Here is a 23,463-nt window from a genome sequence, read left to right on the forward strand (position 1 = left end):
AGGTTGATATAGGCCATGGCCAGACTTAAAACACGTTACAATGACGAACTTAAAGCTCAGTTATTAGAGACTTTAGGCGTTAAAAATGTGATGGAAATTCCTCGCATCACTAAAATCACGATCAACATGGGTGTTGGCGCAGCTGCTGCTGACAAAAAACTCCTTGATGGTGCTCTTTCAGATATGCAAGCTATCGCTGGTCAAAAACCAGTACTTACGTTAGCTCGTAAATCAATCGCTGGTTTTAAAATCCGTGATGGTTGGCCGATCGGTTGTAAAGTTACTTTACGCGGCGAACGTATGTACGAATTCTTAGACCGTTTGATCTCGATTGCGATCCCTCGTATCCGTGACTTCCGTGGTTTCTCTGCGAAATCATTCGACGGTCGTGGTAACTACTCAATGGGTCTTAAGGAACAGATCATGTTCCCTGAAATCGATTTTGACAAGATTGATCGTATTCGTGGTATGGACATTACCATTACTACGACTGCTCGCACCGATGACGAAGGCCGTGCGCTTATGCGTGCATTCGGCTTCCCGTTCAAATAAGAGGTCGATATGGCTAAGAAAGGTATGATTAATCGCGAATTGAAACGCGAAGCTACTGTTGCTAAATACGCTGCAAAACGTGCTGAATTAAAAGCTGTTATTGCAAACGTAAATGCATCAGACGAAGAACGTTTCGAAGCGATGATGAAATTGCAAGCATTACCACGTAATGCATCTCCAGTACGTCTACGTAACCGTTGTGGTTTAACTGGTCGTCCGCATGGCTATTTCCGTAAGTTCGGCTTAAGCCGTAACAAATTACGTGAAACAGTAATGCAAGGTGATGTACCTGGCGTTGTTAAGGCAAGCTGGTAAGGAGCACTATAAATGAGTATGCAAGATACCGTTGCCGACATGCTAACACGTGTTCGTAACGCACAAATGGCGAAGAAACAAACTGTTTCTATGCCTAATTCTAAGTTGAAAGTTGCAATTGCTAACTTACTTCAACAAGAAGGTTACATTTCTAACGTAGAAGTTGCGGAAGCTGAAGGCAAACCAACTTTAACAATTACGTTAAAATATTTTGAAGGCAAGCCAGTGATTGACACTGTGAAACGCGTAAGCCGTCCAGGTCTACGTCAGTATCGCGGTAAAGATGCACTTCCAAGCGTTAAGCAAGGTTTAGGTATTGCAATTGTTTCTACAAGCAAAGGCATCATGACTGATCGCGCTGCACGTGCTGCAGGCGTTGGTGGTGAAGTTATTGCTTTTGTTTCTTAATAGGTGATTCCTCATGTCTCGTGTGGCTAAAGCCCCAGTAACTGTACCGAATGGTGTAACAGTTACTCAGAACGGCCGGCAGGTCGAAGTGAAAGGCACTAAAGGTACATTGTCTTTCAACCTGCATGCGCTGGTCGAGCTTAAACAGGAAGACGGTACTCTGGCTATTGCTCCAGTACAAGAGTCGAAAGACGCTTGGATGCAAGCTGGTACTGCTCGCGCTGTGCTTAACAACCTTGTAAAAGGTGTTAGCGAAGGTTTCGAACGTAAGTTACAGCTTATCGGTGTTGGTTATAAAGCTGCGGTTAAAGGTGATGTTGTTCATCTTAACCTTGGTTTCTCTCACCCGATCGATTATGCACTTCCTGCAGGTGTAACTGCTGAAACTCCAACTGCAACTGAAATCGTACTTAAATCTGCTGACAAAGCAGCTTTAGGTCAGGTTGCTGCAGATATCCGTGGTTACCGTCCACCAGAGCCGTATAAAGGCAAAGGTGTTCGTTATTCTGACGAAGTTGTACTTCGTAAAGAAGCTAAGAAGAAATAAGGCGCGAGGTTCTTATGAACGAAAAGAAACAATCCCGTTTGCGTCGTGCGAAAAGCACACGCTTGCACATCCGTGCATTGGGTGCGACTCGTTTGTGTGTAAACCGCACTCCGCGTCACATCTATGCTCAAGTTATCTCTGCAGATGGTGGCAAAGTATTAGCGCAAGCTTCTACTTTAGACGCTACTCTACGTGCAGGTACAACTGGTAACGTTGAAGCAGCTCAAAAAGTAGGTGCTTTAATCGCAGAACGCGCTAAAGCAGCTGGTGTTACTAAAGTTGCATTTGACCGTTCTGGTTTTAAATATCATGGTCGTATCAAAGCCTTGGCTGATGCTGCTCGTGAAAACGGCTTGGAGTTCTAATCATGGCTAAAGTTGAACAAAACGAAGGTCTTGTTGAAAAGCTGGTTGCCGTTGATCGTGTAGCCAAAGTTGTTAAGGGTGGTCGTATCTTCTCTTTCACAGCATTAACTGTTGTGGGTGATGGTAATGGTCGCGTAGGTTTTGGTCGTGGTAAAGCACGTGAAGTTCCAGCTGCTATCTCTAAAGCACTTGAAGCTGCTCGTCGCAACATGATTACTGTTGACCTTGTTGATGGTACGTTACAGCACCCAATTCATGCACGTCATGGCGCTAGTCGCGTATTCATGCAGCCTGCCTCTGAAGGTACAGGCGTAATTGCTGGTGGCGCTATGCGTGCAGTTTTAGAAGCTGTAGGTGTACGTAACGTTTTGACTAAATGCCGTGGTTCTACTAACGCTGCTAACGTAGTTAACGCAACTTTCAACGGTTTGCGTGATATGACTACTCCTGAGAAGGTTGCTGCGAAACGTGGTCTTTCAGTAGAACAAATTCAAGGGTAATCAATCATGAAAACGATTAAAGTTACCCAGACTAAATCTGCATCGCACCGCTTGAAAAATCATAAGCTGAGCCTGCAAGGTTTAGGTCTGCGTCGTATTGGTCATACTGTAGAAGTGCAAGATACGCCTTCTAACCGTGGTATGATCAACCAAGTCTACTATATGGTTAGTGTAGAGGAATAAGCCATGACTCTGCGTTTAAATACAATTGCACCTGCAGAAGGTGCTAAACGTGACAACCTTCGTGTAGGCCGTGGTATCGGTTCTGGCGTTGGTAAGACCGGTGGCCGTGGTGTCAAGGGTCAAAACTCACGTAAGAGCGGTGGTACTCGTCCAGGTTTCGAAGGCGGTCAAACAGCACTTTATCGTCGTTTGCCTAAATTCGGCTTCACTAGCCAATTGGCTTTGAAAACTGCTGAAGTACGTTTATCTGAGCTTGCTAAAGTTGAAGGCGACATCGTGTCTCTAGAAACTTTAAAAGCGGCGAACGTTGTACGTAAAGACATGATCCGTGCTCGTATCGTACTTTCTGGTGAAATTACTCGTGCATTCACTGTTCAAGGTGTTGCATTGACTAAAGGCGCTAAAGCTGCTGTTGAAGCTGCTGGCGGCAAAGTCGAGGAGTAATCCCCAGTGTCTATGACTCCTAGTTCTTCAGGTCATGTCAACATGATGAAAGGCCAACCATTTCATGTGAAATACCGTGAAATTATTCGTCGAATGATGTTTCTCATTGGTGCGTTGTTGGTGTTTCGGCTAGGAGCGCATATTCCAGTACCGGGCATCAATAATGCGGCCCTAGAAAACCTGTTTAATGCAAACCAAGGTACTATCCTTGGTTTGTTTAACATGTTTTCCGGTGGTGCATTAGAACGAATGTCTATTCTTGCTCTTGGGATCATGCCCTACATTTCTGCATCGATTATCGTGCAGCTGATGTCGACAGTGGTTCCTTCGCTGGAAGCTTTGAAAAAAGAAGGCGAGCAAGGCAAACGTAAAATAAATCAATACACACGACAAGGCACATTATTTCTGGCGCTTGTACAAGCGATCGGGATGTGTGCAGGCTTGATCAGTCAGGGGATTACCCTGAATACTGGTTTGGCTTTTTATATTCCTGCAGTAACCTCATTGGTTGCGGGAACCATGTTCTTGATGTGGTTGGGTGAGCAGATTACCGAACGTGGGGTGGGGAATGGTATTTCCATGATCATCTTCGCTGGTATTGTTGCCGGATTGCCTAATTTAATTATGCAATCTTTGTCATCTGTAGATAATGGCCAGACCAGCCTGATTGGCTTGGTAATTTTTGGTCTGTTGTCTCTGGGTGTTTTGGCAGCCATCGTGTTTATCGAGAAAGCGCAGCGTCGTATTCCGGTCAACTATGCTCAAAAACAACAAGGTCGTCGTGTATTTACTGCACAGCAGACACATTTGCCATTGAAAATTAATATGGCGGGTGTGATTCCGGCAATTTTTGCCAGCTCATTGCTGTTGTTCCCTGCGAGCTTAGGCCAGTGGGTGGGTAGTGCAGATCCGAATGCCGGATTTATTCAGCGTAGCCTGCAAGATGTAGCATTGGTATTGTCGCCTGGTCAGCCGTTGTATTTGGTGCTCTTTGGTGCGTTAATTATCTTTTTCTGTTACTTCTATACAGCACTGGTATTTAGTCCTAAAGAAGTGTCAGAGAACTTGAAACGCAGCGGAGCTTATGTGCCTGGTATACGTCCAGGTGAGCAAACTGCTCGTTACTTAGATCATATTCTCAGTCGTTTGACATTTATTGGCGCGATTTACATCACCGTCATTTGTTTGATGCCGATGGTGTTGCAAAGTTCATTTGGTATTCCATTCTATTTGGGTGGTACTTCTTTGCTGATTGTTGTGGTAGTAGTGATGGACTTTATGGCTCAGCTGCAGTCACACCTCACCTCGCACCAGTATGATAATCAAACGTTAATGAGAAAAACGACAGCTCATCCTAAGGGATAAGCGCACTTAGAGGTTTCATCATGAAAGTACAAGCTTCTGTTAAGAAAATTTGTGGTAGCTGTAAAGTTATCCGTCGTAATGGGGTTATCCGCGTAATTTGTAGCGCAGAACCTCGTCATAAGCAGCGTCAAGGTTAATCTGATTAAGACCTGTTGATTTCTGTAGGCGAATTGGGTTATTATCCGCCCCTCAAGATTTTTGTGGGGCGGTTGATTATCTACTGCCTTTTTGGAGAAAATTGAATGGCTCGTATTGCCGGTGTAAACATTCCGGATAACAAGCACGCTGTTATCTCTCTAACGTATATCTTTGGTATTGGTCGCCATACTTCAAAAGCTATTTTAGCTGCTGCGGGTATTGCTCCAACGACTAAGATCCGTGAATTAGATGACGCTCAGCTTGATGCGATTCGTGCAGAAGTTGCTAAGGTTCCGACCGAAGGTGATTTACGTCGCGAAATTTCCATGAACATTAAACGTTTAATGGATTTAGGCTGCTATCGCGGTCTTCGTCATCGTCGCAGCTTGCCTGTCCGCGGTCAACGCACCAAAACTAACGCTCGTACCCGTAAAGGTCCGCGCAAACCTATTAAGAAATAAGATTTCTGGAAGCTAAAAGATGGCTAAAGATACTCGCGCACGCAAGAAGGTCACTCGTACCGTCTCTGAAGGTGTCGCACACATTCACGCTTCTTTTAATAACACCATTGTGACTATTACCGATCGTCAAGGTAATGCACTGGCTTGGGCCACTTCAGGTGGACAAGGCTTCCGTGGATCACGTAAATCAACTCCGTTCGCTGCTCAGGTAGCTGCTGAAGTTGCTGGTAAAGCTGCTTTAGACTACGGTTTGAAAAACTTGGACGTCCTTGTAAAAGGTCCTGGTCCTGGTCGTGAATCTGCGGTTCGTGCTTTAGGTGCAGTGGGTTATAAAATTAACAGCATTACCGATGTGACGCCAATCCCGCACAACGGTTGCCGTCCACCTAAAAAACGTCGCGTGTAAGGAGAAACATTCATGGCTCGTTATATTGGTCCAAAATGCAAACTCTCTCGCCGCGAAGGGACAGACCTGCAACTTAAATCAGGCGTTAAACCGTTTGATGTAAAAACTAAAAAACACGCTAAAGCTCCTGGCCAACATGGTGGAGCTCGTGGCGGTAAACAGTCTGAGTACTCACTACAATTACGTGAAAAACAAAAAGTACGTCGTATGTACGGTGTTTTAGAGCGTCAATTTAGTAACTACTACAAAGAAGCTGCTCGTGTTAAAGGCGCAACTGGTGAAAACTTGTTGAAGCTACTTGAAAGCCGTCTTGATAACGTTGTTTATCGTATGGGTTTCGGTTCTACTCGCGCAGAAGCTCGTCAGTTAGTATCTCACCGCAGCATCACTTTGAATGGCCGTCGTGTTAACATTGCGTCTATCCAAGTTAAAGCGGGTGATGTGATCGCAGTTCACGAAGGCGCTAAACAACAATTACGTATCAAAAACGCAATTGAATTAGCAACTCAACGTGGCATGCCTTCTTGGATGGAAATCGACCATTCTAAATTAGAAGGTACGTTCAAAGCTGCACCGGATCGTTCTGATTTACCTGCTGAAATCAACGAAAGCTTGATTGTAGAATTGTATTCTAAATAATCCTTGAGGAAGCAATATGACGCGTACTGCAAATGAGTTTCTAACTCCGCAAGCGATCAAGGTCGAAGCGGCAAGCGGGACCTCGGCAAAAGTTATTCTAGAACCTTTAGAGCGTGGCTTTGGTCATACTCTGGGTAATGCTTTACGTCGCATCCTTCTTTCTTCTCTACCTGGCGCAGCTGTGGTAGAAGTTGAGATTGAAGGGGTCGAGCACGAGTACAGTACTTTGGAAGGCTTGCAGCAGGACATCGTCGAGCTCTTGCTGAACCTAAAAGGATTGTCGATTAAGCTGTTCGATCAAAATGAAGCATACTTAACATTAGAGAAACAAGGTGCAGGCGACGTAACTGCGGCTGACCTTCGTTTACCTCATAATGTTGAAGTGGTTAACCCTGAACATTTGATCGGCACGTTAAGTGCCTCAGGCTCATTGAAAATGCGTCTGAAAGTTGCTCAAGGTCGTGGCTACGAGACTTCTGATTCACGCTTCCCAGAAGGCGAAACTCGCCCAGTGGGTCGCTTGCAGTTAGATGCTTCTTATAGCCCAATCAAACGTGTGTCTTATACAGTGGAAAACGCTCGTGTAGAACAACGTACTGACCTTGACAAATTGGTCATTGATCTTGAAACCAATGGTACTGTAGATCCTGAAGAAGCAATCCGCAAAGCGGCAACAATCTTGCAACAACAAATTGCAATCTTTGTTGACCTTCAGAAAGATCAAGCACCTGTGGCTCAAGAGCCGCGTGAAGAAGTTGACCCAATCTTGCTTCGCCCAGTAGATGATCTAGAGCTAACTGTTCGTTCTGCTAACTGTTTGAAAGCAGAAAACATTTACTACATTGGTGATCTTGTACAGCGTACTGAAGTTGAGTTGCTTAAAACTCCTAACTTGGGTAAAAAATCGCTTACTGAGATCAAAGATGTTCTGGCTTCTAAAGGCTTACAACTCGGCATGCGTTTAGAGAACTGGCCACCGGCTAGTCTCCGTATGGACGATCGTTTCGCCTATCGTAGCCGTTAATTAAGTAGGACTATCACCATGCGTCATCGTAATAGTGGTGTGAAATTAGGCCGTACAAGCAGCCATCGTAAAGCGATGTTCCAAAACATGGCTAACTCTTTGTTCGAGCACGAGTTGATCAAAACAACTGTGCCTAAAGCGAAAGAGTTACGTCGTGTAGCTGAGCCTTTAATCACTTTAGCTAAAAACGATACAGTAGCAAACCGTCGTTTGGCGTTTGCTCGTACTCGTTCAGCAGCAACTGTTGGTAAATTATTTACCGTTCTTGGCCCTCGTTACAAAGAGCGTAACGGCGGTTATCTACGTGTTCTTAAAGCGGGCTTCCGTGCAGGTGATGCTGCACCGATGGCTTACGTTGAGCTAGTAGATCGCGAAGTTAACTAATTTCGTGAAGAATAACGCAAGTTGTTCGAAAAGGTCGGTTGAATAAACCGGCCTTTTTTAATGTCTGAAATTTATTTTCAGGTATTTGCATCATGCAGAACTAATCTGGCCTGAAAAGATAAAAAAATAATGGCTTTTTATCAAACTTGACATTGTGTATTGTCAATTTTGTGATTTAATAAAAACAGATAGTATCGCTTAGGTAAAAGAACAATATGGAAAAGCAAATCGATATTTTAATTGTGGGTGCGGGGATCTCGGGAATTGGTCTGGCAGCGCATCTTTCTAAACATTGTCCGCAGCGCTCATTTGAAATTATTGAGCGACGTGCCAGCATTGGCGGAACCTGGGATTTATTTAAATATCCGGGAATTCGTTCTGATTCGGATATGTCGACCTTTGGTTTTAATTTTAAACCTTGGAAAAAAGCCAGTGTACTTGCCGATGGCGCTTCGATTAAGGGTTATCTGGCCGAAGTAGTAGATGAATTTAATCTGGAATCGAAAATTCATTATCAACACCGTGTGTTAACCGCCAACTATGATTCTATGGCCTGCAAATGGTCAGTAGAGATTGAGGATGAACACGGCAAGAAGCAGATCTGGATTGCGAATTTCGTACTGAGTTGTACCGGTTATTACAACTATGACCAAGGTTTTCAGCCCGAGTTTCCAAATCAGGAGGCTTTTAAAGGTCAATTCATTCATCCGCAGCATTGGCCGGAAAATTTAGATTATCAGGGCAAAAAAGTGGTGATCATTGGTAGTGGTGCCACCGCGATTACTTTAGTTCCAGCGATGGTCAAAGGCGGCGCCGGGCATGTGACCATGTTACAGCGTTCTCCGACCTATATCGCTTCAGTGCCCTCTATTGATATGATTTATGCAAAGATGCGGCAGTATCTACCAGAAGATGTGGCCTATAAAATTACCCGTGCCCGGAATATTGGGATGCAGCGCGGAATTTATGCCTTGGCACAAAAACAGCCAAAACTGTTAAAAACGCTGTTACTTAAATCCGTGCAGTTTCAGCTCAAAGGTAAAGTGGATATGAAACACTTTACCCCGAATTATGAGCCGTGGGATCAGCGCCTATGCGTGGTGCCGGATGGTGATCTGTTTAAAATTTTACGTGAAGGGCAGGCATCAGTTGTAACCGATCAGATCGAAAGCTTGACTGAAACCGGCATTCAGCTGAAATCGGGTCAACATCTGGAGGCAGATATTATCGTTTCAGCCACAGGCTTAAATATCCAGATTCTTGGTGGAATTCAGGCGACGATTGATGGTCAACCTGTCGATACCTCACAACATATGCTGTATAGAGGCATCATGGTTAGTGATGTGCCGAATATGGCGCTAATTATTGGTTATATCAATGCCTCTTGGACTTTAAAAGTGGATATTGCCGCTGAGTACATTTGCCGTTTGCTGAACTATATGGATCAGCAGGGCTATGCTGAAGTCATCGCTCAGGGTGATCAGACTGAATTGCTAGAGGATACTGTGATGGGTAGTCTCAGTTCGGGCTATATTGCCCGTGCCGCAGATGTGATGCCAAAACAAGGTAAACATGCACCGTGGAAAGTCAGCAACAATTATCTGGCAGATCGTAAGGAACTCAAACAAGCTTCGTTTGAAGATAGGGTGCTGAAATTTAAAAAAAACAGCAAGGCTCTCAAACATAAACCGCGTCTGGTCTCTTAAAGTCGGATATCGAACTAAAGAAAAAGGAGTCCTGAGTGACTCCTTTTTTATGCGTCCAGTTTACAGTGAACGTGCAATCAGTTCTTTCATGATTTCGTTGGTACCAGCATAAATCCGGTTGGCGCGGTTGTCGATATAGGCCCGGGCAATTGGATATTCCAGCATATAGCCATAACCACCATGCAATTGCAGGCATTCATCTACCACCTTGCTACACATTTCTGAAATCTTGTATTTGGCCGCAGCAGCGGCATCGATGCCTAGTTCTTGCTTGAGTTGCAGCTCCATGCAGCGATCCAGATAAGCGCGACAAAACTCGATTTCGGTACGCATTTCTGCCAGTTTAAAGCGGGTATTCTGAAAATGGCTAATACTCTTGCCAAAGGCCTGACGTTCCTTGGTATATTTCACCGTATGCGCGAAAGCGGCTTCAGCGCCTGCCTGACAGATAATCGCCACAATCAGGCGCTCCCAGGCTAGTTCTTTCATTAGCATCATAAAGCCCATGCCTTCCAGACCGAGCAGGTTTTCTTTGGGTACCCGAACATTGTCAAAAAACAGCTCGCAAGTATCCTGGCCTTTCATGCCGATTTTATTCAGCGGTTTAGCTTTGCTAAATCCGGCTCGATCGGCTTCTACCATAATCAGTGACAGATTGGCTGAACCTTTATCATTATTGCCGGTTTTACAAACCACAATCGCCATATCACAGAGATAGCCATTGGTAATAAATATCTTGGAACCATTAATCACATAGTCATCGCCATCCAATACAGCAGAGGTACGTACTGCTTGCAGGTCAGAGCCGGTTCCCGGTTCGGTCATGGCAATCGCGGTGACGACTTCTCCAGACGCCATTTTGGGTAACCACTGCTGTTTTTGAGCATCATTGCCAAAGTTCAGCAGGTAATTGGCGACAATATCTGAATGTAGGGAAAAACCTGTGGCTGAATCACCGGCATAGGCCTGTTCTTCAATCAGAATCATGCTATACAGCCGGTCTACCCCAGAGCCGCCATATTGCTCCGGCATGGTGGCGCAGAGTAGTCCCAGTTCACCCGCTTTAGTCCAGAGCTCTCGATCCACATGCTGTTGCTTTTCATAGCGCTCGCTATGCGGAATAACTTCCTTTTCATAAAACTTGCGTACGGTTTCACGAAATGCTTCATGTTCGGTAGTAAAAAGCTGGCGGGGTAGCATCGGGGCAAGCGGGCGAATGGCTGCAGATTGCATCTTGTTATTCCTTATTCTGGTCTGTTTGCTTTAAAGTAGGTCAAGCATAGATCAGCAACAATGAGCGGAATGTTCAAATAACTTAAATATGCTGATGCTTTTGGTCATTTGTATGAAATCCCTCGAAATTCAGCGATGGCTTCAGGTAAACTATTCCGGTTTATAACGAATTGGGGAAATTCGATGACTGATGACATCACCTTAGAAGAGCGCAAAGTGATTTATCGCGCGCGTCGTGGCCTAAAAGAGCTGGATGTGTATTTTGATCCCTACGTAAAAAACTACTACTTAACTGCTGATCCATTTGAAAAGCAGATGTTTGCTGAGTTGGTCGATCAGGAAGATCCAGATCTGCTGGACTGGTTTATGGAAGTCTCTGAGCCGCCGCGTCCTGAATTAAAAGATTTGATCAAGAAGCTTAAATTTTACGTCCATGGATAATCGCTGTTTCAAGCTGAAACGCAGTTATTGTGCACTGGCGTTTCAGCTTTTTATTTTTGCACTGTTGATGTACCTCCTATACCAGCTATTGCCGATTGCGATTTGGCTGCTGTGTGCTGCGATTGGACTGGTGATTTATCAGCTGTTTTATCGCAAGACGCCCCGGATTGAACAGTTTGAATATCTGGATGGACGTGAATGGTCATTGACGGCCAAATCTCGGCCCACCTGTCGGGTATGTGTTAGTCATGTGATTGATCATCAAGCTTATATTGTGGTGTATTTTCAGCACGCCAAGGCTCAGCCTTTATTGATCTGGTGTGACCAATTGCCGCTAAAACAATGGAAATCCCTGAAAGTTCTGACCAAACTTATCTAGTTGTCAGACAACGCTATTTTAATCACTTGATTGAAGTTTCAATAAAACAGATACTTAGATCATTAATACGCTTTCATTGTCAGACAGAAAATAATAATGACTTATCAGTAAGATAAATTGTATGACAATTTCCCGCCTATGTTTTATTTTTAGCCTGTACATTGAACGCACCAACAGCAAATACGGGAGAATTCAATAGAATCTCCAGTGTGAATGTTTTTGATCGTAGTGATTGTTTCAGCTTTGGTGGTTGGACAATTCGCGATGGTGCTGAAGGATAAATTTTCATCTTAATCAAGCAGAGTTATTATCGGCTCTCTGTTTGTACAGTTAATAAGTAGCATGTGCTGAACCGTCGCAATGCTACTTTTTTTTGCCCAAAATTTGGGAATTCAACAGATCAAGTCAATTGCAGTCGGCCAGTTTGATGGCACAGTGTCTGGTCCGGATTAGAGTAAATACTCTTTTATTCACAAAATGCTTCTGATATCTTTAACAGAAAGATGGACATAATCACAATTATAGAGGACAGGAAAATGTCAGGCGTCCGTAAAATATGCCAAGGTATGGCGACCATTGCAATAACAACAACAGTATTAACGGGGTGTTCCCATGTCATTAAAACCGGTGCCAATGTCGCACTGGGTTTTACCGAAAACCATATTGTCCCGCCAATTTTAGCCATGGATGATGCTGAAATGGTATGTAATTCAGGGAATTCTTTAACGCCGGCCATTATGGCGACCAAAGAAATGGGGGCAGATCCAACGCGGGTGGCCGTGTTGATGTATTCAGCTGCTGGTATTTGTGCTGAGCAAAAAGCACTGGAAGCCGAGTTACGCTATTTGCGTGCTTCAAAAACCAATCAGGTGGCAGAAGCCCAGGATGCGCGAATCGAGCAGAAACGCTGGGCGGCTCTAGCGGCACAGCGTCAATATACCGGTTATCAACTGTTCCAGAGCCGTTATGAAAAAAAATACCAAAAACCCTTGGGTGAAGAATGCCCGCGCATGAACAGCGATATAGAGCAAACGGTTTATCTGCTGGGCATGTTGAGTGGTTTACAAGCCATGACCAATGATATTAATTCCGGCGGCGCAGTGCATGTGCCCAAAGATATCGCTGCCGTGGTGGAACGTGGTATGACCTGTCTGGATAATGCCAAATTCTGGGGAGCACCGAATGCTACGCGTGCTGTGATCTGGACTTTATTACCAGGTGCAAGCGATGGTAAACCTGATCCTTACCAAACATTAAAACAATCTACACAAATTGGTGAGCAAAAAGGTGTACGTTTATCGCATGCTTTATATGCTGTAGCAGCACAGGCCAGTGGTGACGATGCCAAAATCCGCGATGCTTTAAAAACCTTTGCGCAGGCCCGTACCGAGGAAAAGCCGGTAAATCCACAATTCAAACTGATCGACAGTATGGCAGCGATTATGGTCGGTGGAATTTCAGATCGTTACTGGACAGAAAATACTGGTGTGCGCAGCGCCGATGATGGCATGCAACGTTTCTGGGATGAATCAGACAGCTCTTCGGAACTCGATGACCTGTTCAGTGCAGACCTGTAACCCAGATAGCCTGCATAGAATTTTAAGGATGAAATTAAACTAGATGGTTAGGGAGAAGCATAAGCTGATGCTAGATCAACATGTTCGACGAAAAATTATTTTTCTAGCGGCTTTTGTCTCTCTCTGTGCATGTCTGCAAATTTTTCAGGATCATTTCATCTACTGGCAAGAGAGCCTGTTAGGTGAATTTTGGCGACTCTGGACAGCGCATTGGGTGCATGTGGGCTGGATTCATTATTTTCTGAATATTCTCGCTTTTCTCTGTTTGCCTTTCATTTTTCCACGCGCCACCGTCTGGCATTTCTGTGCCATTTTACTGATCTTGCCGCCGCTGATCAGTTTAAGTTTTTATTTTTTCTTACCCAATATTGAAGCCTATGCCGGCTTGTCGGGCGTACTGCATGGCGCCTACGTGGCAGTGGCGTGTGTGCATTTGCTGTATAAACGGGAACGCGGTTTTGCGGCGCTGGTGTTGTTTTTGATTTTTGCCAAACTGGTCTGGGAAAACACCATTGGCAATGTCGGAACGGCGCAGCTGATCGGCAGTCCGGTTTTGGTTGAGGCACATTTACTTGGTGTGATTTGGGGCGTGATTCTGGCGCTGATCTATATCGTGAGCAATTATTTTCGGGATAATTAAAGTGCAGAGATAAATCATTTACTTGGCAGAAAATACAAAAAGAAAATATAAATTGTCATTTTTATTGTGCCAATTTTCATGCAAAGTCAAAACATAGAATAAAGATCCTGACCTTTGAAAAGGAATTTTCGGGGCAGAAGGGAAGATCGGCGTCCTAGACCAAGCATTAGGCCGCTAAAATAAAAATAGGAATACACATGCAAAATGATGATCAAAACAGATCAGGATTAGGTCTGTTGCGTTATATATGGACAGAGTGGATCTCGACCTTCGTCGTGCTGGTCTTGCTTTTGCTCACACTGATAATTGGTACTGGAGAAATGATTCACGGCCAGTTGCTGCGCATGGGGGAGCGTCTCTATGGCGATCCGGCAACCGGGATGCAATATTCATTTTTACGTGCTGAACCGACACGTCCACAATGTGAACGCAAGATCAATGTCGATCAGCGTGTTCAGCAGCAGATGAAAGCCAATGCAGCCGATGAATATGCTGATTTCTTCGGCGTGCGCTCGCAAGCGGATGTCCGGGCTGCGGTATTACAGGCACAGCAGGTTTGTGAAGAATCTTATCTGTTCTACGATAAAGCCATTCAACATGTCGAAGCACAACCGAGTATTCGGGCTTATCGGGCTTTTGAAACGTCTTTCTTTGGAATATTCAAGTTTGGCACTGAGAACCGGGCCTTGCTCTTGGTCATCATGGTGGTATTCGCTGCGATCAGTGCCACCCTAAAAACCCATCATATTGGTCTGCGTAGTCCAAGTACAGGTATCGATTTTAAAGTCTATTCGGTCGCCATGCTGCTGGGTAATGCTTTTCTGGCATTCTCATCCTACAGTCAATACCAGTCTGTGCTGAACTCGGGCGTACCGATGGGCGAGATGAAATACATCTACTGGCTGTGGATGATTCTGTTTAGCAGCTTAACCTTGATCAGTTTATATCAGGTGGTTAAACAACCAAAACCAACGCGTGAGGGCGGCAGTTTTGGTCTGGCCTTTTTGAGTGTGCCACTGTATGCCTATATGGCCATTATTACCGGAATAAACTTCACCTTCTTTATGGATTATCCAATGGGACAGGGGATTTATCTGGGGCAACTGGTCGAGTTTTCCAGTATTTTCCTGAATCTGGCCTTGTTTATCTGGGCCGGTATGTTGCTGAAACAGACCCGTGTGGTAGATATGTTCCTGAATATTCTGCGTCCATGGAATCTGGCCCCTGAAACCTTGACCTGGTTAATTCTGCTGGCCGCTGCCTTACCGACTGCCTATACCGGTGCATCAGGAATTTTCGTGATTGCCGCAGGTGCGATCATTTATAAGGAAGTCTGGAATGCAGGTGGACGCCGTCAGTTTGCACTGGCCGCCACTGCAATGTCCGGTTCGCTGGGTGTGGTCTTACGTCCATGCTTGCTGATCGTCGTGGTAGCATCACTGAATAAAGAAGTAACTACTGATTTGCTCTATCACTATGGAATTTATGTCTTCCTGCTCAGCTCGACTTTATTCCTGGTAATTTCTTTATTCTTTGCAGAAAATAAATTCCGGATTGCCGCACCAACCATCGCAGCTCCTCAATCAGGTCGTGCCTTCCTTGCGATTATTCCTTATATCGTGATTTTTATTCTGATCTGGCTATTCTACAAATATGCTTTGTCGACAGACCTGAATGAATTTACCGCCCCTGTGATGATGCCGGTCATTCTGCTGATGATTGTCTTATATGATAAATTACGTCATGAACCGGCACCGTTGCCACCGGTCGGTCATTGGGATGAGACTTTGAATGCGACCTTACATTCGAGAAATACCCCTGAACTGGCGACAGCTGCTAGCGTGGCCAATGTAGAATATCGTGAAGCAGAGCATGCGGGGCAGCGAGATAAAGAATTGGCTGTTGATCATGGTGTAAAGCGTTCAAATGCTACAGAAATCCTGCGCAAGGTGGGTTTCTGGAAGTCAATGCATATCTCCACCAGTGAAACCGTGGGGCATATTGGTGCGCTGGTGATCCTGATGGCACTTTCTGTGAGTGTCGGTGGCTTGCTGGAACGTATGGAAATTATGGAAGCGTTTCCAACCGATATCAGCAGTACTATTCTGGTCATTTCCCTGATTGTCGGCTTGATGATTTTTGTCGGAATGATTATGGATCCGTTTGGTGCGGTGATTCTGATCTCGGCGACTGTTGCTCCAGTGGCTTATCAATACGGCATTCATCCGGTGCATTTCTGGATGATCACCCTGATTGGCTTTGAACTGGGCTATGTGACGCCACCGGTGGCACTGAACCATCTGTTGGCCAGACAATCCATTGGCAATGCCGAAGTGGCTGAAGCGGATGCAGAAGTACGCCATCTGTCTTTTTACTACCGTTATGAACGCTGGATTTTGCCGGTGATTGTGCTGCTGCCTGCAATGCTGATCATCGCCTATGTGCCTTATGTCTTTAAGCTGTTCGGTTGGTATCCATAAAAGATATACACTAAAAAAGCACCTACGGGTGCTTTTTTAATTTAATCTGAATTCTTGGCTCAGATTTTAGATGAATTCAGGCGCTTTTGCAGGATTGGGCTACACAGCAGAATCGCGCAGAAAATCAACCCTAATCCGATCAGGCTATATAGATCAGGAACCTCCTGCCAGAACAGAAAACCCCATATGCCGGCAAAGAAAATCGCCACATAATTCACCGGGCCAATTTGTCCTGCCGACGCCAGTTTGTAAGCATTTGACATCAATAACTGACTGAAATTGGTTAGAATGCCGGCAGTAATCAGATAGCTGAAGTTCTGTCAGAGTATAGGGCCGCCACACCCAAAACATCGGAATCACTGAAATCAGGCTGCCAATCAAACAGAAATAAAATACGATTTTTTCTGGAGATTCTGTTTTGGTCAGCGCTCGAACTGCAACAAAAGCCATATATGGTAATCAGACCGACCACCGCACGCCAGGTGTGCATCCACAGTTTTTCAGTTTTAAAAAATCCGCGACCTTGGTTGAAAATGAAAGGCAGGAAAATAAACAGCCCGACTACATTACGGAAGAAAACCACAGTAGCATGATCAACCGTTTGTGAGGCATAACAGATACATACGCCCATCACTGAAAATAAAAAAGCAGAGCAGGTCAGTAACAGAATGGCTTTGAATAGTAGTGAGGTAGCTGTGGTAGACATGGAGACAATTCGGCTAGAAGATCTACAGATCTTCTAGCCGAAATGCATCAAGATTATTGGCCTTGAGCCACTTGTGCTTCGAGTAGCTTGATCTGTTCCTCTTTCAATTGAATGAGCTGGTCAGCATCGCTGTGCTGCGCATCTAGCGTGGCTTTTTGCTCATTGAGCTGAACTTGAATATCGGCTAATTTGGCCATCTCTTCGTTGGCCAAAGTAGCATTTTCCGGCACTGGCGCTTTTAACAGGCTGCCGCTGATTAATGCTTTGGTCTCGAGTGCCTCAGCCGCATTGCTTGCATCTGTATCTTCTTCAGTTGTCGCTGTAGATGTGGTTGCCGGAACAGCTGCGATTTCCTCCTGTTGCATGCGTTGTGTCTCCTTCGAAGGTGCATTCAACCATTGATAGAGCAGCACCAATACAACGACAGTAACTAAAGCCCCCATAATCCCCATTAAAAGTTTGGGGTTATTTCTTTGTTCTACTGACATAGCTTGAACCTTGATTTTTTATTTTGCTGAACGAGGTTTAAACTGAATCACGCCAATTTCATCTGGAACAGCTGGTGTTTCTGGTTGGTCAACATGTGTGGGACGATTTTCTTCATAACCACACTCGATACATTCAATCCACTCATCTTCACCAGAGGTCAGCATGACGACGCGATCTAACGCCTGACATTTTGGACATTTTGCGCCTGCAATGAAACGACGTTTAATGGTCATCATACTCACCTTGTGATCAACTTAAAAAGCTAGTTTAAGCGTTTTTAGAGCGGTTCGTCCAACCTTGATGACGTAGCAATGCATCTATTTTGGGCTCGCGTCCGCGGAAATTGATAAATGCGTCAAGTGCTTGATCTTTTCCGCCAACTGCGAGGATATTTTCCCGAAACTGTTTTCCAGTGGTGGTATTAAAAATCCCTTCATTTTCGAAACGGTCGAAGGCATCACTGGCCAAAACTTCGGCCCATTTATAGGAATAATATCCCGCTGCATAACCACCGGCAAAGATATGACTAAAGCTGTGCTGAAAACGGTTATAGTCGGTGGTGGGCAGAACTGCATATTTTTCACGAATTTCATTCAGTGTGGCCTGAACCTGTTCCGCATTTGAAGCCGGATTGGCACGGTGAATACTCAAGTCAAACAAGGCAAATTCAAGCTGACGTAGGGTTTGCATGCCGGATTGGAAGAAACGTGCATCGAGCAGGGCTTTGAGCAGGTCGGCCGGCAAAGATTCCTTGGTTTCAATATGTTCACTGAGCAGATTCAGACTGTCCTGATCCCAGGCCCAGAATTCCATAAACTGGCTTGGCAGCTCCACGGCATCCCAAGCCACGCCATGCGTACCTGCCACCGCGATATTGTCCACTTCAGTCAGCATGTGATGCAGGCCGTGACCAAATTCATGGAACAGGGTAATTACTTCATCATGCGTGAGCAGTGCAGGTCGGTTGCCAACAGGTGGAGTAAAGTTACCCACCATATAGCAGATCGGTTTTTGCAGGCCATCACGGGTCTGCATGCGCGAACGGAAACCGCTCATCCAGGCACCACCACGTTTGCCTTGGCGTGCATACAGGTCAAAATAGAAACCGCCAATCACCTGACCTTGATCTTCCAGTTCGAAATAACGCGCCTCTGGATGCCAAACCGGCGCTTCACGTTCAATCACCTGAATGTCATACAGGCGATTGACAATACTGAACAGGCCCTGTAGGATTTTTGGTGCAGGGAAATAAGGTTTCAGCGCTTCCTGTGACAGGTTGAACTGCTGCATTTTCAGCTTTTCTGAATAATAGCTGCTGTCCCAAGGTTTCAGTTCATCAATACCATCTTCAGCGGCAATGGCTTTTAGTTCTGCAATTTCCTTGGTTGCCGGCGCACGGGCATGCTCTGCCAGATCACGCAAGAATTCGTCTACTGCTTCTACACTTGGCGCCATTTTGCTGGCCAGGGATAATTCTGCATAATTGTTGAAGCCGAGCAGCTTGGCCATTTCCTGACGTAAGCTGAGGATTTCTTCAATTAAGGCGGTATTGTCAAATTCAGTCTGCTCGGACTGATCTGAAGCGCGCGTGGTATAGGCTTTATACAGCTCTTCACGCAGTTCACGATGTTCCGCATGGGTCATGATTGCCAGATAAGACGGGAAATCTAGCGTAGCCACCGGCTGATCCAGCTCGCGTTGCTGGCCATATTGTTTTAACAGCTCAATATTACTTTCAGAGAGACCCGCTAACTCATCTTCAGCTAATGGTCTGAAATAAGCCTGAGTTGCATCCAGCACATGGTTGGAGAAGTCCGAAGACAGTTGTGAGAGACGTGCAGAAATTTCCGCATAACGTTTCTTCGCTTCGCCTTCTAAGGCCACACCAGACAGTTTGAAGTCACGTAAGGCCAGTTTGATGGCACTTTGCTGGGCTGCAGGTAATTCATTAAAAATTGATGCATCATGAACATGCTGATAAGTTTGATACAGCGCCGTATGTTGACCTAGTTGTGTATAGTATTCGCTCAGACCCGGTAATAAGGCTTGATAGACGTCACGGGTTTCGGCATTGTTCATCACGGCATTCAGATGCGATAACACGCCCCAGGATTCACTCATATTATTTTCGAGGGTATCGACCTGTTCCAGAATCTCAAGTTGGGCCTGAACCGAGTCTGGCGTGTCAGTCAGTTCATTTAAAAACTTTTGTCCGGCTTGAATGGTTGTTTCAATTTTTTCTTTGAGATCGGCCAGGGTAATCTGATCAAATTGTGGAACAGGCAAAGTTGCCTTTTCTAAAGTCATGTCGGTCTGCCAAATTAATTTTCTATATTCAGTCTAGATGTAGGGCCTTTGGTGGGGGAAATCAAGGTAGTTAAAGTTTTTTCTCTAGCTTTGTATTTAATATTTTCAATTCTTTATTAATATTTTGAAGCTGTTCAATAAATCCACCATCAGATCAGGGTAAGGCTTCTAGTTCATTTATATCGATGATGGAAATATCAGTGATTTGAGTTTTCCATAAGTTTAAAGGGTGCTGATACCAATACGTGACTTTCATGGTGATAGGATTATTATCTAAAGCCTCTCTGAGGCCGCCGTATTGTCCCCAATCGTATATATAGCTCTGATTGGGTGGAAATACTTTGACTCCATGTTTGAAAATACCGCTATCAAAATAATCTTTTGAAGCATTTAATTTTTTAATTCCGAAGGCCCGTTTAGGAATGGGTTGATCACTCGATATTTGTACATTATAGGCAATGGATTTTCCTATATTCTTTATCTGTAGTTGAATGAAAGATTGCTTACCGTAATGCGGAAGAGCAAAAACTATAATTTGTGGTTGCTGATCAGATTTAAATACGGCATAAGTCACAAGCAAAGCCATTAAAGAAATGATCAAAGTAAAAATAGTTATGGTATTCATTCTTATAATTTTTCCTATTTTAATATTTTGATTATAAATAAAAAAGAGCGCCGTAGCGCTCTTTTTATACTGTCAAAAATTATTCAGTCTTGGCTTTTGCATTCGACTTTTTCTTTTTGATCTTGGTCTTTTTCTTTACTTTATCTTTAGCCTTTGCTTCAGGCTTTGCTGCAGATTTTTTAACAGACTTGCTGTTGTAAGAGCTGGGTTTTCCTTTGGCTTTTTTGCGTCGTATGGGCTGTTCTCCATCGGCATTCAGGCTGGATTTAGACTCGCGCTCATTCTTGCTAAAAACCTCTTCTGTTGCTGCTGGACGTACTGCCGGTTTTTTCTCGCTCACGCGCGGCGCACGGGCACGGATCGCACGGCCGGCATGACTGAGTTGCTGTACCAGTTCAAAGTCGATCTTGCGCTCTTCCAGATTGACGCCAGCCACCTTGATCTTGACTTCATCGCCCAGACCAAAGACCTGACCACGATTCTGGCCGACCAGATTCTGGCTGACTTGATCAAAGACAAAGAAGTCATCGCCCAACTGGCTGACATGCACCATACCATCCACATACAGGTCTTTTAGCGTCACAAACAGGCCAAACTCTGCTGTCGCACTAATGATGCCAACAAATTCTTCGCCCAGATGCTGCTGCATATAATGACATTTCAACCAGGTCGTCACCGAGCGAGAGGCTTCATCGGCACGGCGTTCAGTGGCAGAGAAATGTGTTCCTGCTTCATCTAAAGCTCCACCTGAAAGCGGAGATGGCTTTTTATTTAAATGCGCTTTAATGGCACGATGCAATAACAGATCTGGATAACGTCGAATTGGCGAAGTGAAATGTGTGTACGCCTCATAAGCCAGACCGTAGTGCCCCGCATTGTTAGGGCCGTAATAAGCCTGCATCATGGAGCGTAATAACACCGCATGAATGCTTGGTGCATCTATGCGGTCTTTGGTCGCTTCAATCACCGCCTGATAATCTGCTTGGGTCGGTTGCTCCGGGAATTTCAAACCAAGCAGCTTGACGAAATCACGGACTTTTTGAATACGCGAGAACTCAGGTGGCTCATGTACGCGGTACAACATCGGAATTTCATTTTTCAATGCATATTCTGCGGCTGCCACGTTGGCCAGCAACATACATTCTTCAATCAGCTTATGCGCATCATTACGGCTACGCGGTAAAATCTCTTTAATTCCGCCCAGCTCATCAAAAGTCATATACGTTTCAACGGTTTCAAATTCCATGGCATGACGTTCTGCACGTAAGCCTTTCAGAACCTGATAGAGTTGGAACAGGGTGTTGATCGACTTGCGAACTTCGCGATCTTCGGTAATGGCCTGACTGTCGCCTTCCAGATATTGGGCAACCTGATCATAAGTCAAACGTGCTTTAGAGTGCATCACGGATGGATAGAACTCAAAACCGGTAACACGACCGGCACGTGACAGTTTTAAATCACAGACCATACAGAGACGATCAACAGCCGGATTTAAAGAACACAAGCCATTCGACAAGGCTTCAGGCAGCATTGGTAAAACAAAGTGCGGGAAGTAGACAGAAGTTCCGCGTTCCTGAGCTTCATCGTCCAGCGGTTTGCCTGTACGTACATAATGACTGACATCGGCAATCGCTACGACCACGCGATAGCCACCGCCCGGACGTTTTTCAGCATATACTGCATCATCAAAGTCACGTGCATCTTCACCATCAATAGTGACCAAAGCTAAATCACGCAGATCCACACGACCTTCACGGTCTTTCTCTGTTGGTTCTTTAAAGCTTTCTGCATCCTGAATCACTTCTTCCGGGAATTCATAGGGCAAACCATATTCTAAAATGGTTTGTGGAATGATGATTTCGGTATCGGCTTTATCTGCCATGGACTGGACAATATGACCGGTCGCAAATTCTTCACGGGTCGGATAAGTATCAATCGCCACGCGAATCGAATCACCCAGATTGACTTGCGCATGTTCAATCAGTTCTTTTTCAAGAGTAATCGGCTGATGCGCATTTGGGCTGGCAGGTTGAACAAAGTATTCACCTTCATATAGGGAAACTTTACCAATGATCTGCTTAACGCGGTGCTGCACAACTTCAGTCACATAACCCCAGGCTTTACCTTTACGGTCTACTGAAGTTTGACGTACTTTGACACGGTCGCCATTAAAGACCAGCCGTAGTTCACGCTCAGCCAGTAAGAGATCGTCCTGGCCAGAAATGTTGGCAGTTCCCATCCCGCGGGAATTGATATAAACCGTCGCTTCGGATTCAGGCTGCTCGACGGCAATCTGGAATTTATAACCATCTTTCATCAATTGCCCGTCACGCACCATCGCAATTAAACGATGGCTGAGAGCATCAATACTTTTTTGATCTGCAATTTCGAAATGTTCTACCAGGTCGGCATGAGACTGGGCATTATTTTTTTCTATGGTTTCTAAAATTAGCGTACGGCTTGGGATAGGGTTGTCATAACGTTCGGCTTCAGCTTTTGCTTCAGGATCGACCCAGTTTTTCATCATGTCTTTAAATTTATCTTAGGAGATAGGTTTAGCATAAAACATGTGTGCGCAGACTGCACGTAAATGATTGCAATAATCCATTTAAGTTTTCAATTTTCTGTTCATTTTAGATAACTGGAAATTTATTCGGTTTTTTGAGCAGGAAAATGTACGAAAAATCGCTGAATTGCTTAAAAAGTATTTAAACGAGCAAAAATATGCACTTTTTTTCGATGCTGCGCTTGCAGTGCCATGCCGAAATTTGTATTATGGCCGCACGTTACGGTGAGATGGGTGAGTGGCTGAAACCACGTCCCTGCTAAGGACGCATACGGGTAACTGTATCGAGGGTTCGAATCCCTCTCTCACCGCCACGCTTACTTATGTCGCGCGCTCATAGCTCAGCTGGATAGAGCACTTGGCTACGAACTAAGGGGTCGGGAGTTCGAATCTCTCTGAGCGCACCAAGTAAGTTAAGCAGAAAAACGTATTGCCAACCTAGGCACACAAGTTACGCGCTCATAGCTCAGCTGGATAGAGCACTTGGCTACGAACTAAGGGGTCGGGAGTTCGAATCTCTCTGAGCGCACCAAGTAAGTTAAGCAGAAAAACGTATTGCCAACCTAGGCACACAAGTTACGCG

Annotated in this window: 27 protein-coding genes, 3 tRNA genes and 1 pseudogene; 24 read left to right on the forward strand and 7 right to left on the reverse strand. The window is 45.0% G+C overall.

Annotated elements, in window-relative coordinates; genetic code table 11:
* The first annotated feature begins 15 nt into the window (after positions 1-15).
* The 16 genes from rplE (at position 16) to FTU45_RS10225 (ending at position 9,437) form a co-directional block, all read left to right on the forward strand.
* On the forward strand, positions 16-552 hold the full coding sequence (gene rplE, locus FTU45_RS10150; RefSeq protein WP_005094146.1) for a 50S ribosomal protein L5: 537 nt from the start codon (positions 16-18) through the stop codon (positions 550-552).
* A 9-nt stretch (positions 553-561) separates the two neighbouring features.
* Positions 562-867, forward strand: coding sequence for a 30S ribosomal protein S14 (rpsN, locus tag FTU45_RS10155; RefSeq protein WP_004732275.1), 306 nt, complete (start codon positions 562-564; stop codon positions 865-867).
* Between the two features lie 12 nt (positions 868-879).
* Positions 880-1,275, forward strand: a complete 396-nt coding sequence (rpsH, locus tag FTU45_RS10160) for a 30S ribosomal protein S8 (RefSeq protein WP_005094144.1) — start codon at positions 880-882, stop codon at positions 1,273-1,275.
* Positions 1,276-1,288: 13 nt separating this feature from the next.
* The gene (gene rplF / locus FTU45_RS10165) at positions 1,289-1,822 is read left to right on the forward strand and encodes a 50S ribosomal protein L6 (RefSeq protein WP_005094142.1); all 534 of its coding nucleotides are present in this window, start codon (positions 1,289-1,291) and stop codon (positions 1,820-1,822) included.
* 14 nt (positions 1,823-1,836) lie between these two features.
* Positions 1,837-2,187, forward strand: coding sequence for a 50S ribosomal protein L18 (rplR, locus tag FTU45_RS10170; RefSeq protein WP_004281497.1), 351 nt, complete (start codon positions 1,837-1,839; stop codon positions 2,185-2,187).
* 2 nt (positions 2,188-2,189) lie between these two features.
* Positions 2,190-2,687, forward strand: coding sequence for a 30S ribosomal protein S5 (gene rpsE / locus FTU45_RS10175; protein ID WP_004281496.1), 498 nt, complete (start codon positions 2,190-2,192; stop codon positions 2,685-2,687).
* Between the two features lie 6 nt (positions 2,688-2,693).
* Positions 2,694-2,870 (forward strand): 50S ribosomal protein L30, encoded by a 177-nt coding sequence (gene rpmD, locus FTU45_RS10180; protein WP_005094139.1) that lies wholly within the window; start codon positions 2,694-2,696, stop codon positions 2,868-2,870.
* A gap of 3 nt (positions 2,871-2,873) precedes the next feature.
* On the forward strand, positions 2,874-3,314 hold the full coding sequence (gene rplO, locus FTU45_RS10185; RefSeq protein ID WP_005094137.1) for a 50S ribosomal protein L15: 441 nt from the start codon (positions 2,874-2,876) through the stop codon (positions 3,312-3,314).
* A gap of 45 nt (positions 3,315-3,359) precedes the next feature.
* The gene (gene secY, locus FTU45_RS10190; protein WP_171063316.1) at positions 3,360-4,679 is read left to right on the forward strand and encodes a preprotein translocase subunit SecY; all 1,320 of its coding nucleotides are present in this window, start codon (positions 3,360-3,362) and stop codon (positions 4,677-4,679) included.
* 20 nt (positions 4,680-4,699) lie between these two features.
* Positions 4,700-4,816 carry a 50S ribosomal protein L36 gene (rpmJ, locus tag FTU45_RS10195; protein WP_000867907.1) on the forward strand — a complete coding sequence of 39 codons (117 nt, stop codon included), beginning with the start codon at positions 4,700-4,702 and terminating at the stop codon, positions 4,814-4,816.
* Positions 4,817-4,921: 105 nt separating this feature from the next.
* Positions 4,922-5,278, forward strand: coding sequence for a 30S ribosomal protein S13 (gene rpsM, locus FTU45_RS10200; RefSeq protein ID WP_004281492.1), 357 nt, complete (start codon positions 4,922-4,924; stop codon positions 5,276-5,278).
* 19 nt (positions 5,279-5,297) lie between these two features.
* Complete coding sequence (gene rpsK, locus FTU45_RS10205) at positions 5,298-5,684, forward strand: 30S ribosomal protein S11 (protein WP_004281491.1); 387 nt, start codon at positions 5,298-5,300, stop codon at positions 5,682-5,684.
* A 12-nt stretch (positions 5,685-5,696) separates the two neighbouring features.
* Positions 5,697-6,323 (forward strand): 30S ribosomal protein S4, encoded by a 627-nt coding sequence (rpsD, locus tag FTU45_RS10210; RefSeq protein ID WP_005094132.1) that lies wholly within the window; start codon positions 5,697-5,699, stop codon positions 6,321-6,323.
* A gap of 16 nt (positions 6,324-6,339) precedes the next feature.
* Positions 6,340-7,347 carry a DNA-directed RNA polymerase subunit alpha gene (locus FTU45_RS10215; RefSeq protein WP_005094131.1) on the forward strand — a complete coding sequence of 336 codons (1,008 nt, stop codon included), beginning with the start codon at positions 6,340-6,342 and terminating at the stop codon, positions 7,345-7,347.
* A gap of 18 nt (positions 7,348-7,365) precedes the next feature.
* Positions 7,366-7,731, forward strand: a complete 366-nt coding sequence (gene rplQ / locus FTU45_RS10220; RefSeq protein WP_004281488.1) for a 50S ribosomal protein L17 — start codon at positions 7,366-7,368, stop codon at positions 7,729-7,731.
* Between the two features lie 215 nt (positions 7,732-7,946).
* Positions 7,947-9,437: an NAD(P)/FAD-dependent oxidoreductase gene (locus tag FTU45_RS10225; protein WP_074383580.1), complete on the forward strand. Its 1,491-nt coding sequence runs from the start codon at positions 7,947-7,949 to the stop codon at positions 9,435-9,437.
* 60 nt (positions 9,438-9,497) lie between these two features.
* On the opposite strand, the gene FTU45_RS10230 is transcribed toward FTU45_RS10225, so the two are convergent.
* Positions 9,498-10,670: an acyl-CoA dehydrogenase family protein gene (locus FTU45_RS10230; protein ID WP_180076357.1), complete on the reverse strand. Its 1,173-nt coding sequence runs from the start codon at positions 10,668-10,670 to the stop codon at positions 9,498-9,500.
* Positions 10,671-10,853: 183 nt separating this feature from the next.
* Between FTU45_RS10230 and FTU45_RS10235 the strand changes: the two genes are divergently transcribed.
* The 5 genes from FTU45_RS10235 to FTU45_RS10255 all read left to right on the forward strand — a co-directional run bounded on the left by FTU45_RS10235 (position 10,854) and on the right by FTU45_RS10255 (position 16,187).
* Positions 10,854-11,111 (forward strand): succinate dehydrogenase assembly factor 2, encoded by a 258-nt coding sequence (locus tag FTU45_RS10235; RefSeq protein WP_005094125.1) that lies wholly within the window; start codon positions 10,854-10,856, stop codon positions 11,109-11,111.
* Positions 11,104-11,490: a hypothetical protein gene (locus FTU45_RS10240; RefSeq protein WP_180076358.1), complete on the forward strand. Its 387-nt coding sequence runs from the start codon at positions 11,104-11,106 to the stop codon at positions 11,488-11,490. The genes FTU45_RS10235 and FTU45_RS10240 overlap by 8 nt, the downstream gene beginning before the upstream one ends.
* 536 nt (positions 11,491-12,026) lie before the next feature.
* Positions 12,027-13,067, forward strand: coding sequence for a hypothetical protein (locus FTU45_RS10245; protein ID WP_180076359.1), 1,041 nt, complete (start codon positions 12,027-12,029; stop codon positions 13,065-13,067).
* 67 nt (positions 13,068-13,134) lie between these two features.
* Positions 13,135-13,707, forward strand: a complete 573-nt coding sequence (rrtA, locus tag FTU45_RS10250) for a rhombosortase (protein WP_005168711.1) — start codon at positions 13,135-13,137, stop codon at positions 13,705-13,707.
* Between the two features lie 197 nt (positions 13,708-13,904).
* The gene (locus FTU45_RS10255) at positions 13,905-16,187 is read left to right on the forward strand and encodes a TRAP transporter large permease subunit (RefSeq protein WP_180076360.1); all 2,283 of its coding nucleotides are present in this window, start codon (positions 13,905-13,907) and stop codon (positions 16,185-16,187) included.
* Between the two features lie 59 nt (positions 16,188-16,246).
* Here FTU45_RS10255 and FTU45_RS10260 read toward each other — a convergent pair.
* From FTU45_RS10260 to rnr, 6 genes and pseudogenes are all read right to left on the reverse strand, one after another.
* Positions 16,247-16,893, reverse strand: a pseudogene (locus FTU45_RS10260) (DMT family transporter).
* Positions 16,894-16,946: 53 nt separating this feature from the next.
* On the reverse strand, positions 16,947-17,381 hold the full coding sequence (locus tag FTU45_RS10265) for a hypothetical protein (protein WP_180076361.1): 435 nt from the start codon (positions 17,379-17,381) through the stop codon (positions 16,947-16,949).
* Positions 17,382-17,399: 18 nt separating this feature from the next.
* Positions 17,400-17,609 carry a YheV family putative zinc ribbon protein gene (locus tag FTU45_RS10270; protein ID WP_171063315.1) on the reverse strand — a complete coding sequence of 70 codons (210 nt, stop codon included), beginning with the start codon at positions 17,607-17,609 and terminating at the stop codon, positions 17,400-17,402.
* Positions 17,610-17,649: 40 nt separating this feature from the next.
* A complete protein-coding gene (locus tag FTU45_RS10275) occupies positions 17,650-19,704 on the reverse strand; it encodes a M3 family metallopeptidase (RefSeq protein ID WP_171294114.1) in 2,055 nt (684 codons plus the stop codon).
* Positions 19,705-19,843: 139 nt separating this feature from the next.
* Positions 19,844-20,314 (reverse strand): hypothetical protein, encoded by a 471-nt coding sequence (locus tag FTU45_RS10280; protein ID WP_252357268.1) that lies wholly within the window; start codon positions 20,312-20,314, stop codon positions 19,844-19,846.
* 79 nt (positions 20,315-20,393) lie between these two features.
* Complete coding sequence (rnr, locus tag FTU45_RS10285) at positions 20,394-22,841, reverse strand: ribonuclease R (protein WP_074383572.1); 2,448 nt, start codon at positions 22,839-22,841, stop codon at positions 20,394-20,396.
* A 263-nt stretch (positions 22,842-23,104) separates the two neighbouring features.
* Here rnr and FTU45_RS10290 point away from each other — a divergent pair.
* From FTU45_RS10290 to FTU45_RS10300, 3 genes are all read left to right on the forward strand, one after another.
* A tRNA-Ser gene (locus tag FTU45_RS10290) sits at positions 23,105-23,194 on the forward strand.
* A gap of 16 nt (positions 23,195-23,210) precedes the next feature.
* Positions 23,211-23,287 (forward strand) — tRNA-Arg (locus tag FTU45_RS10295).
* Between the two features lie 48 nt (positions 23,288-23,335).
* A tRNA-Arg gene (locus FTU45_RS10300) sits at positions 23,336-23,412 on the forward strand.
* The last annotated feature ends 51 nt before the right edge of the window (positions 23,413-23,463 follow it).

Source organism: Acinetobacter sp. YH12106 (assembly GCF_013418995.1).
In the GTDB taxonomy this organism is placed as follows: Bacteria; Pseudomonadota; Gammaproteobacteria; order Pseudomonadales; family Moraxellaceae; genus Acinetobacter; species Acinetobacter pseudolwoffii.

Excerpts from the sequence above, each read along its gene's own strand:
- rplE (WP_005094146.1), top strand. The coding sequence starts at position 16 with ATGGCCAGACTTAAAACACGTTACAATGACGAACTTAAAGCTCAGTTA.
- rpsN (WP_004732275.1), top strand. The coding sequence starts at position 562 with ATGGCTAAGAAAGGTATGATTAATCGCGAATTGAAACGCGAAGCTACT.
- rpsH (WP_005094144.1), top strand. The coding sequence starts at position 880 with ATGAGTATGCAAGATACCGTTGCCGACATGCTAACACGTGTTCGTAAC.
- rplF (WP_005094142.1), top strand. The coding sequence starts at position 1,289 with ATGTCTCGTGTGGCTAAAGCCCCAGTAACTGTACCGAATGGTGTAACA.
- rplR (WP_004281497.1), top strand. The coding sequence starts at position 1,837 with ATGAACGAAAAGAAACAATCCCGTTTGCGTCGTGCGAAAAGCACACGC.
- rpsE (WP_004281496.1), top strand. The coding sequence starts at position 2,190 with ATGGCTAAAGTTGAACAAAACGAAGGTCTTGTTGAAAAGCTGGTTGCC.
- rpmD (WP_005094139.1), top strand. The coding sequence starts at position 2,694 with ATGAAAACGATTAAAGTTACCCAGACTAAATCTGCATCGCACCGCTTG.
- rplO (WP_005094137.1), top strand. The coding sequence starts at position 2,874 with ATGACTCTGCGTTTAAATACAATTGCACCTGCAGAAGGTGCTAAACGT.
- secY (WP_171063316.1), top strand. The coding sequence starts at position 3,360 with ATGAAAGGCCAACCATTTCATGTGAAATACCGTGAAATTATTCGTCGA.
- rpmJ (WP_000867907.1), top strand. The coding sequence starts at position 4,700 with ATGAAAGTACAAGCTTCTGTTAAGAAAATTTGTGGTAGCTGTAAAGTT.
- rpsM (WP_004281492.1), top strand. The coding sequence starts at position 4,922 with ATGGCTCGTATTGCCGGTGTAAACATTCCGGATAACAAGCACGCTGTT.
- rpsK (WP_004281491.1), top strand. The coding sequence starts at position 5,298 with ATGGCTAAAGATACTCGCGCACGCAAGAAGGTCACTCGTACCGTCTCT.
- rpsD (WP_005094132.1), top strand. The coding sequence starts at position 5,697 with ATGGCTCGTTATATTGGTCCAAAATGCAAACTCTCTCGCCGCGAAGGG.
- FTU45_RS10215 (WP_005094131.1), top strand. The coding sequence starts at position 6,340 with ATGACGCGTACTGCAAATGAGTTTCTAACTCCGCAAGCGATCAAGGTC.
- rplQ (WP_004281488.1), top strand. The coding sequence starts at position 7,366 with ATGCGTCATCGTAATAGTGGTGTGAAATTAGGCCGTACAAGCAGCCAT.
- FTU45_RS10225 (WP_074383580.1), top strand. The coding sequence starts at position 7,947 with ATGGAAAAGCAAATCGATATTTTAATTGTGGGTGCGGGGATCTCGGGA.
- FTU45_RS10230 (WP_180076357.1), bottom strand. The coding sequence starts at position 10,670 with ATGCAATCTGCAGCCATTCGCCCGCTTGCCCCGATGCTACCCCGCCAG.
- FTU45_RS10235 (WP_005094125.1), top strand. The coding sequence starts at position 10,854 with ATGACTGATGACATCACCTTAGAAGAGCGCAAAGTGATTTATCGCGCG.
- FTU45_RS10240 (WP_180076358.1), top strand. The coding sequence starts at position 11,104 with ATGGATAATCGCTGTTTCAAGCTGAAACGCAGTTATTGTGCACTGGCG.
- FTU45_RS10245 (WP_180076359.1), top strand. The coding sequence starts at position 12,027 with ATGTCAGGCGTCCGTAAAATATGCCAAGGTATGGCGACCATTGCAATA.
- rrtA (WP_005168711.1), top strand. The coding sequence starts at position 13,135 with ATGCTAGATCAACATGTTCGACGAAAAATTATTTTTCTAGCGGCTTTT.
- FTU45_RS10255 (WP_180076360.1), top strand. The coding sequence starts at position 13,905 with ATGCAAAATGATGATCAAAACAGATCAGGATTAGGTCTGTTGCGTTAT.
- FTU45_RS10265 (WP_180076361.1), bottom strand. The coding sequence starts at position 17,381 with ATGTCAGTAGAACAAAGAAATAACCCCAAACTTTTAATGGGGATTATG.
- FTU45_RS10280 (WP_252357268.1), bottom strand. The coding sequence starts at position 20,314 with ATGAATACCATAACTATTTTTACTTTGATCATTTCTTTAATGGCTTTG.
- rnr (WP_074383572.1), bottom strand. The coding sequence starts at position 22,841 with ATGATGAAAAACTGGGTCGATCCTGAAGCAAAAGCTGAAGCCGAACGT.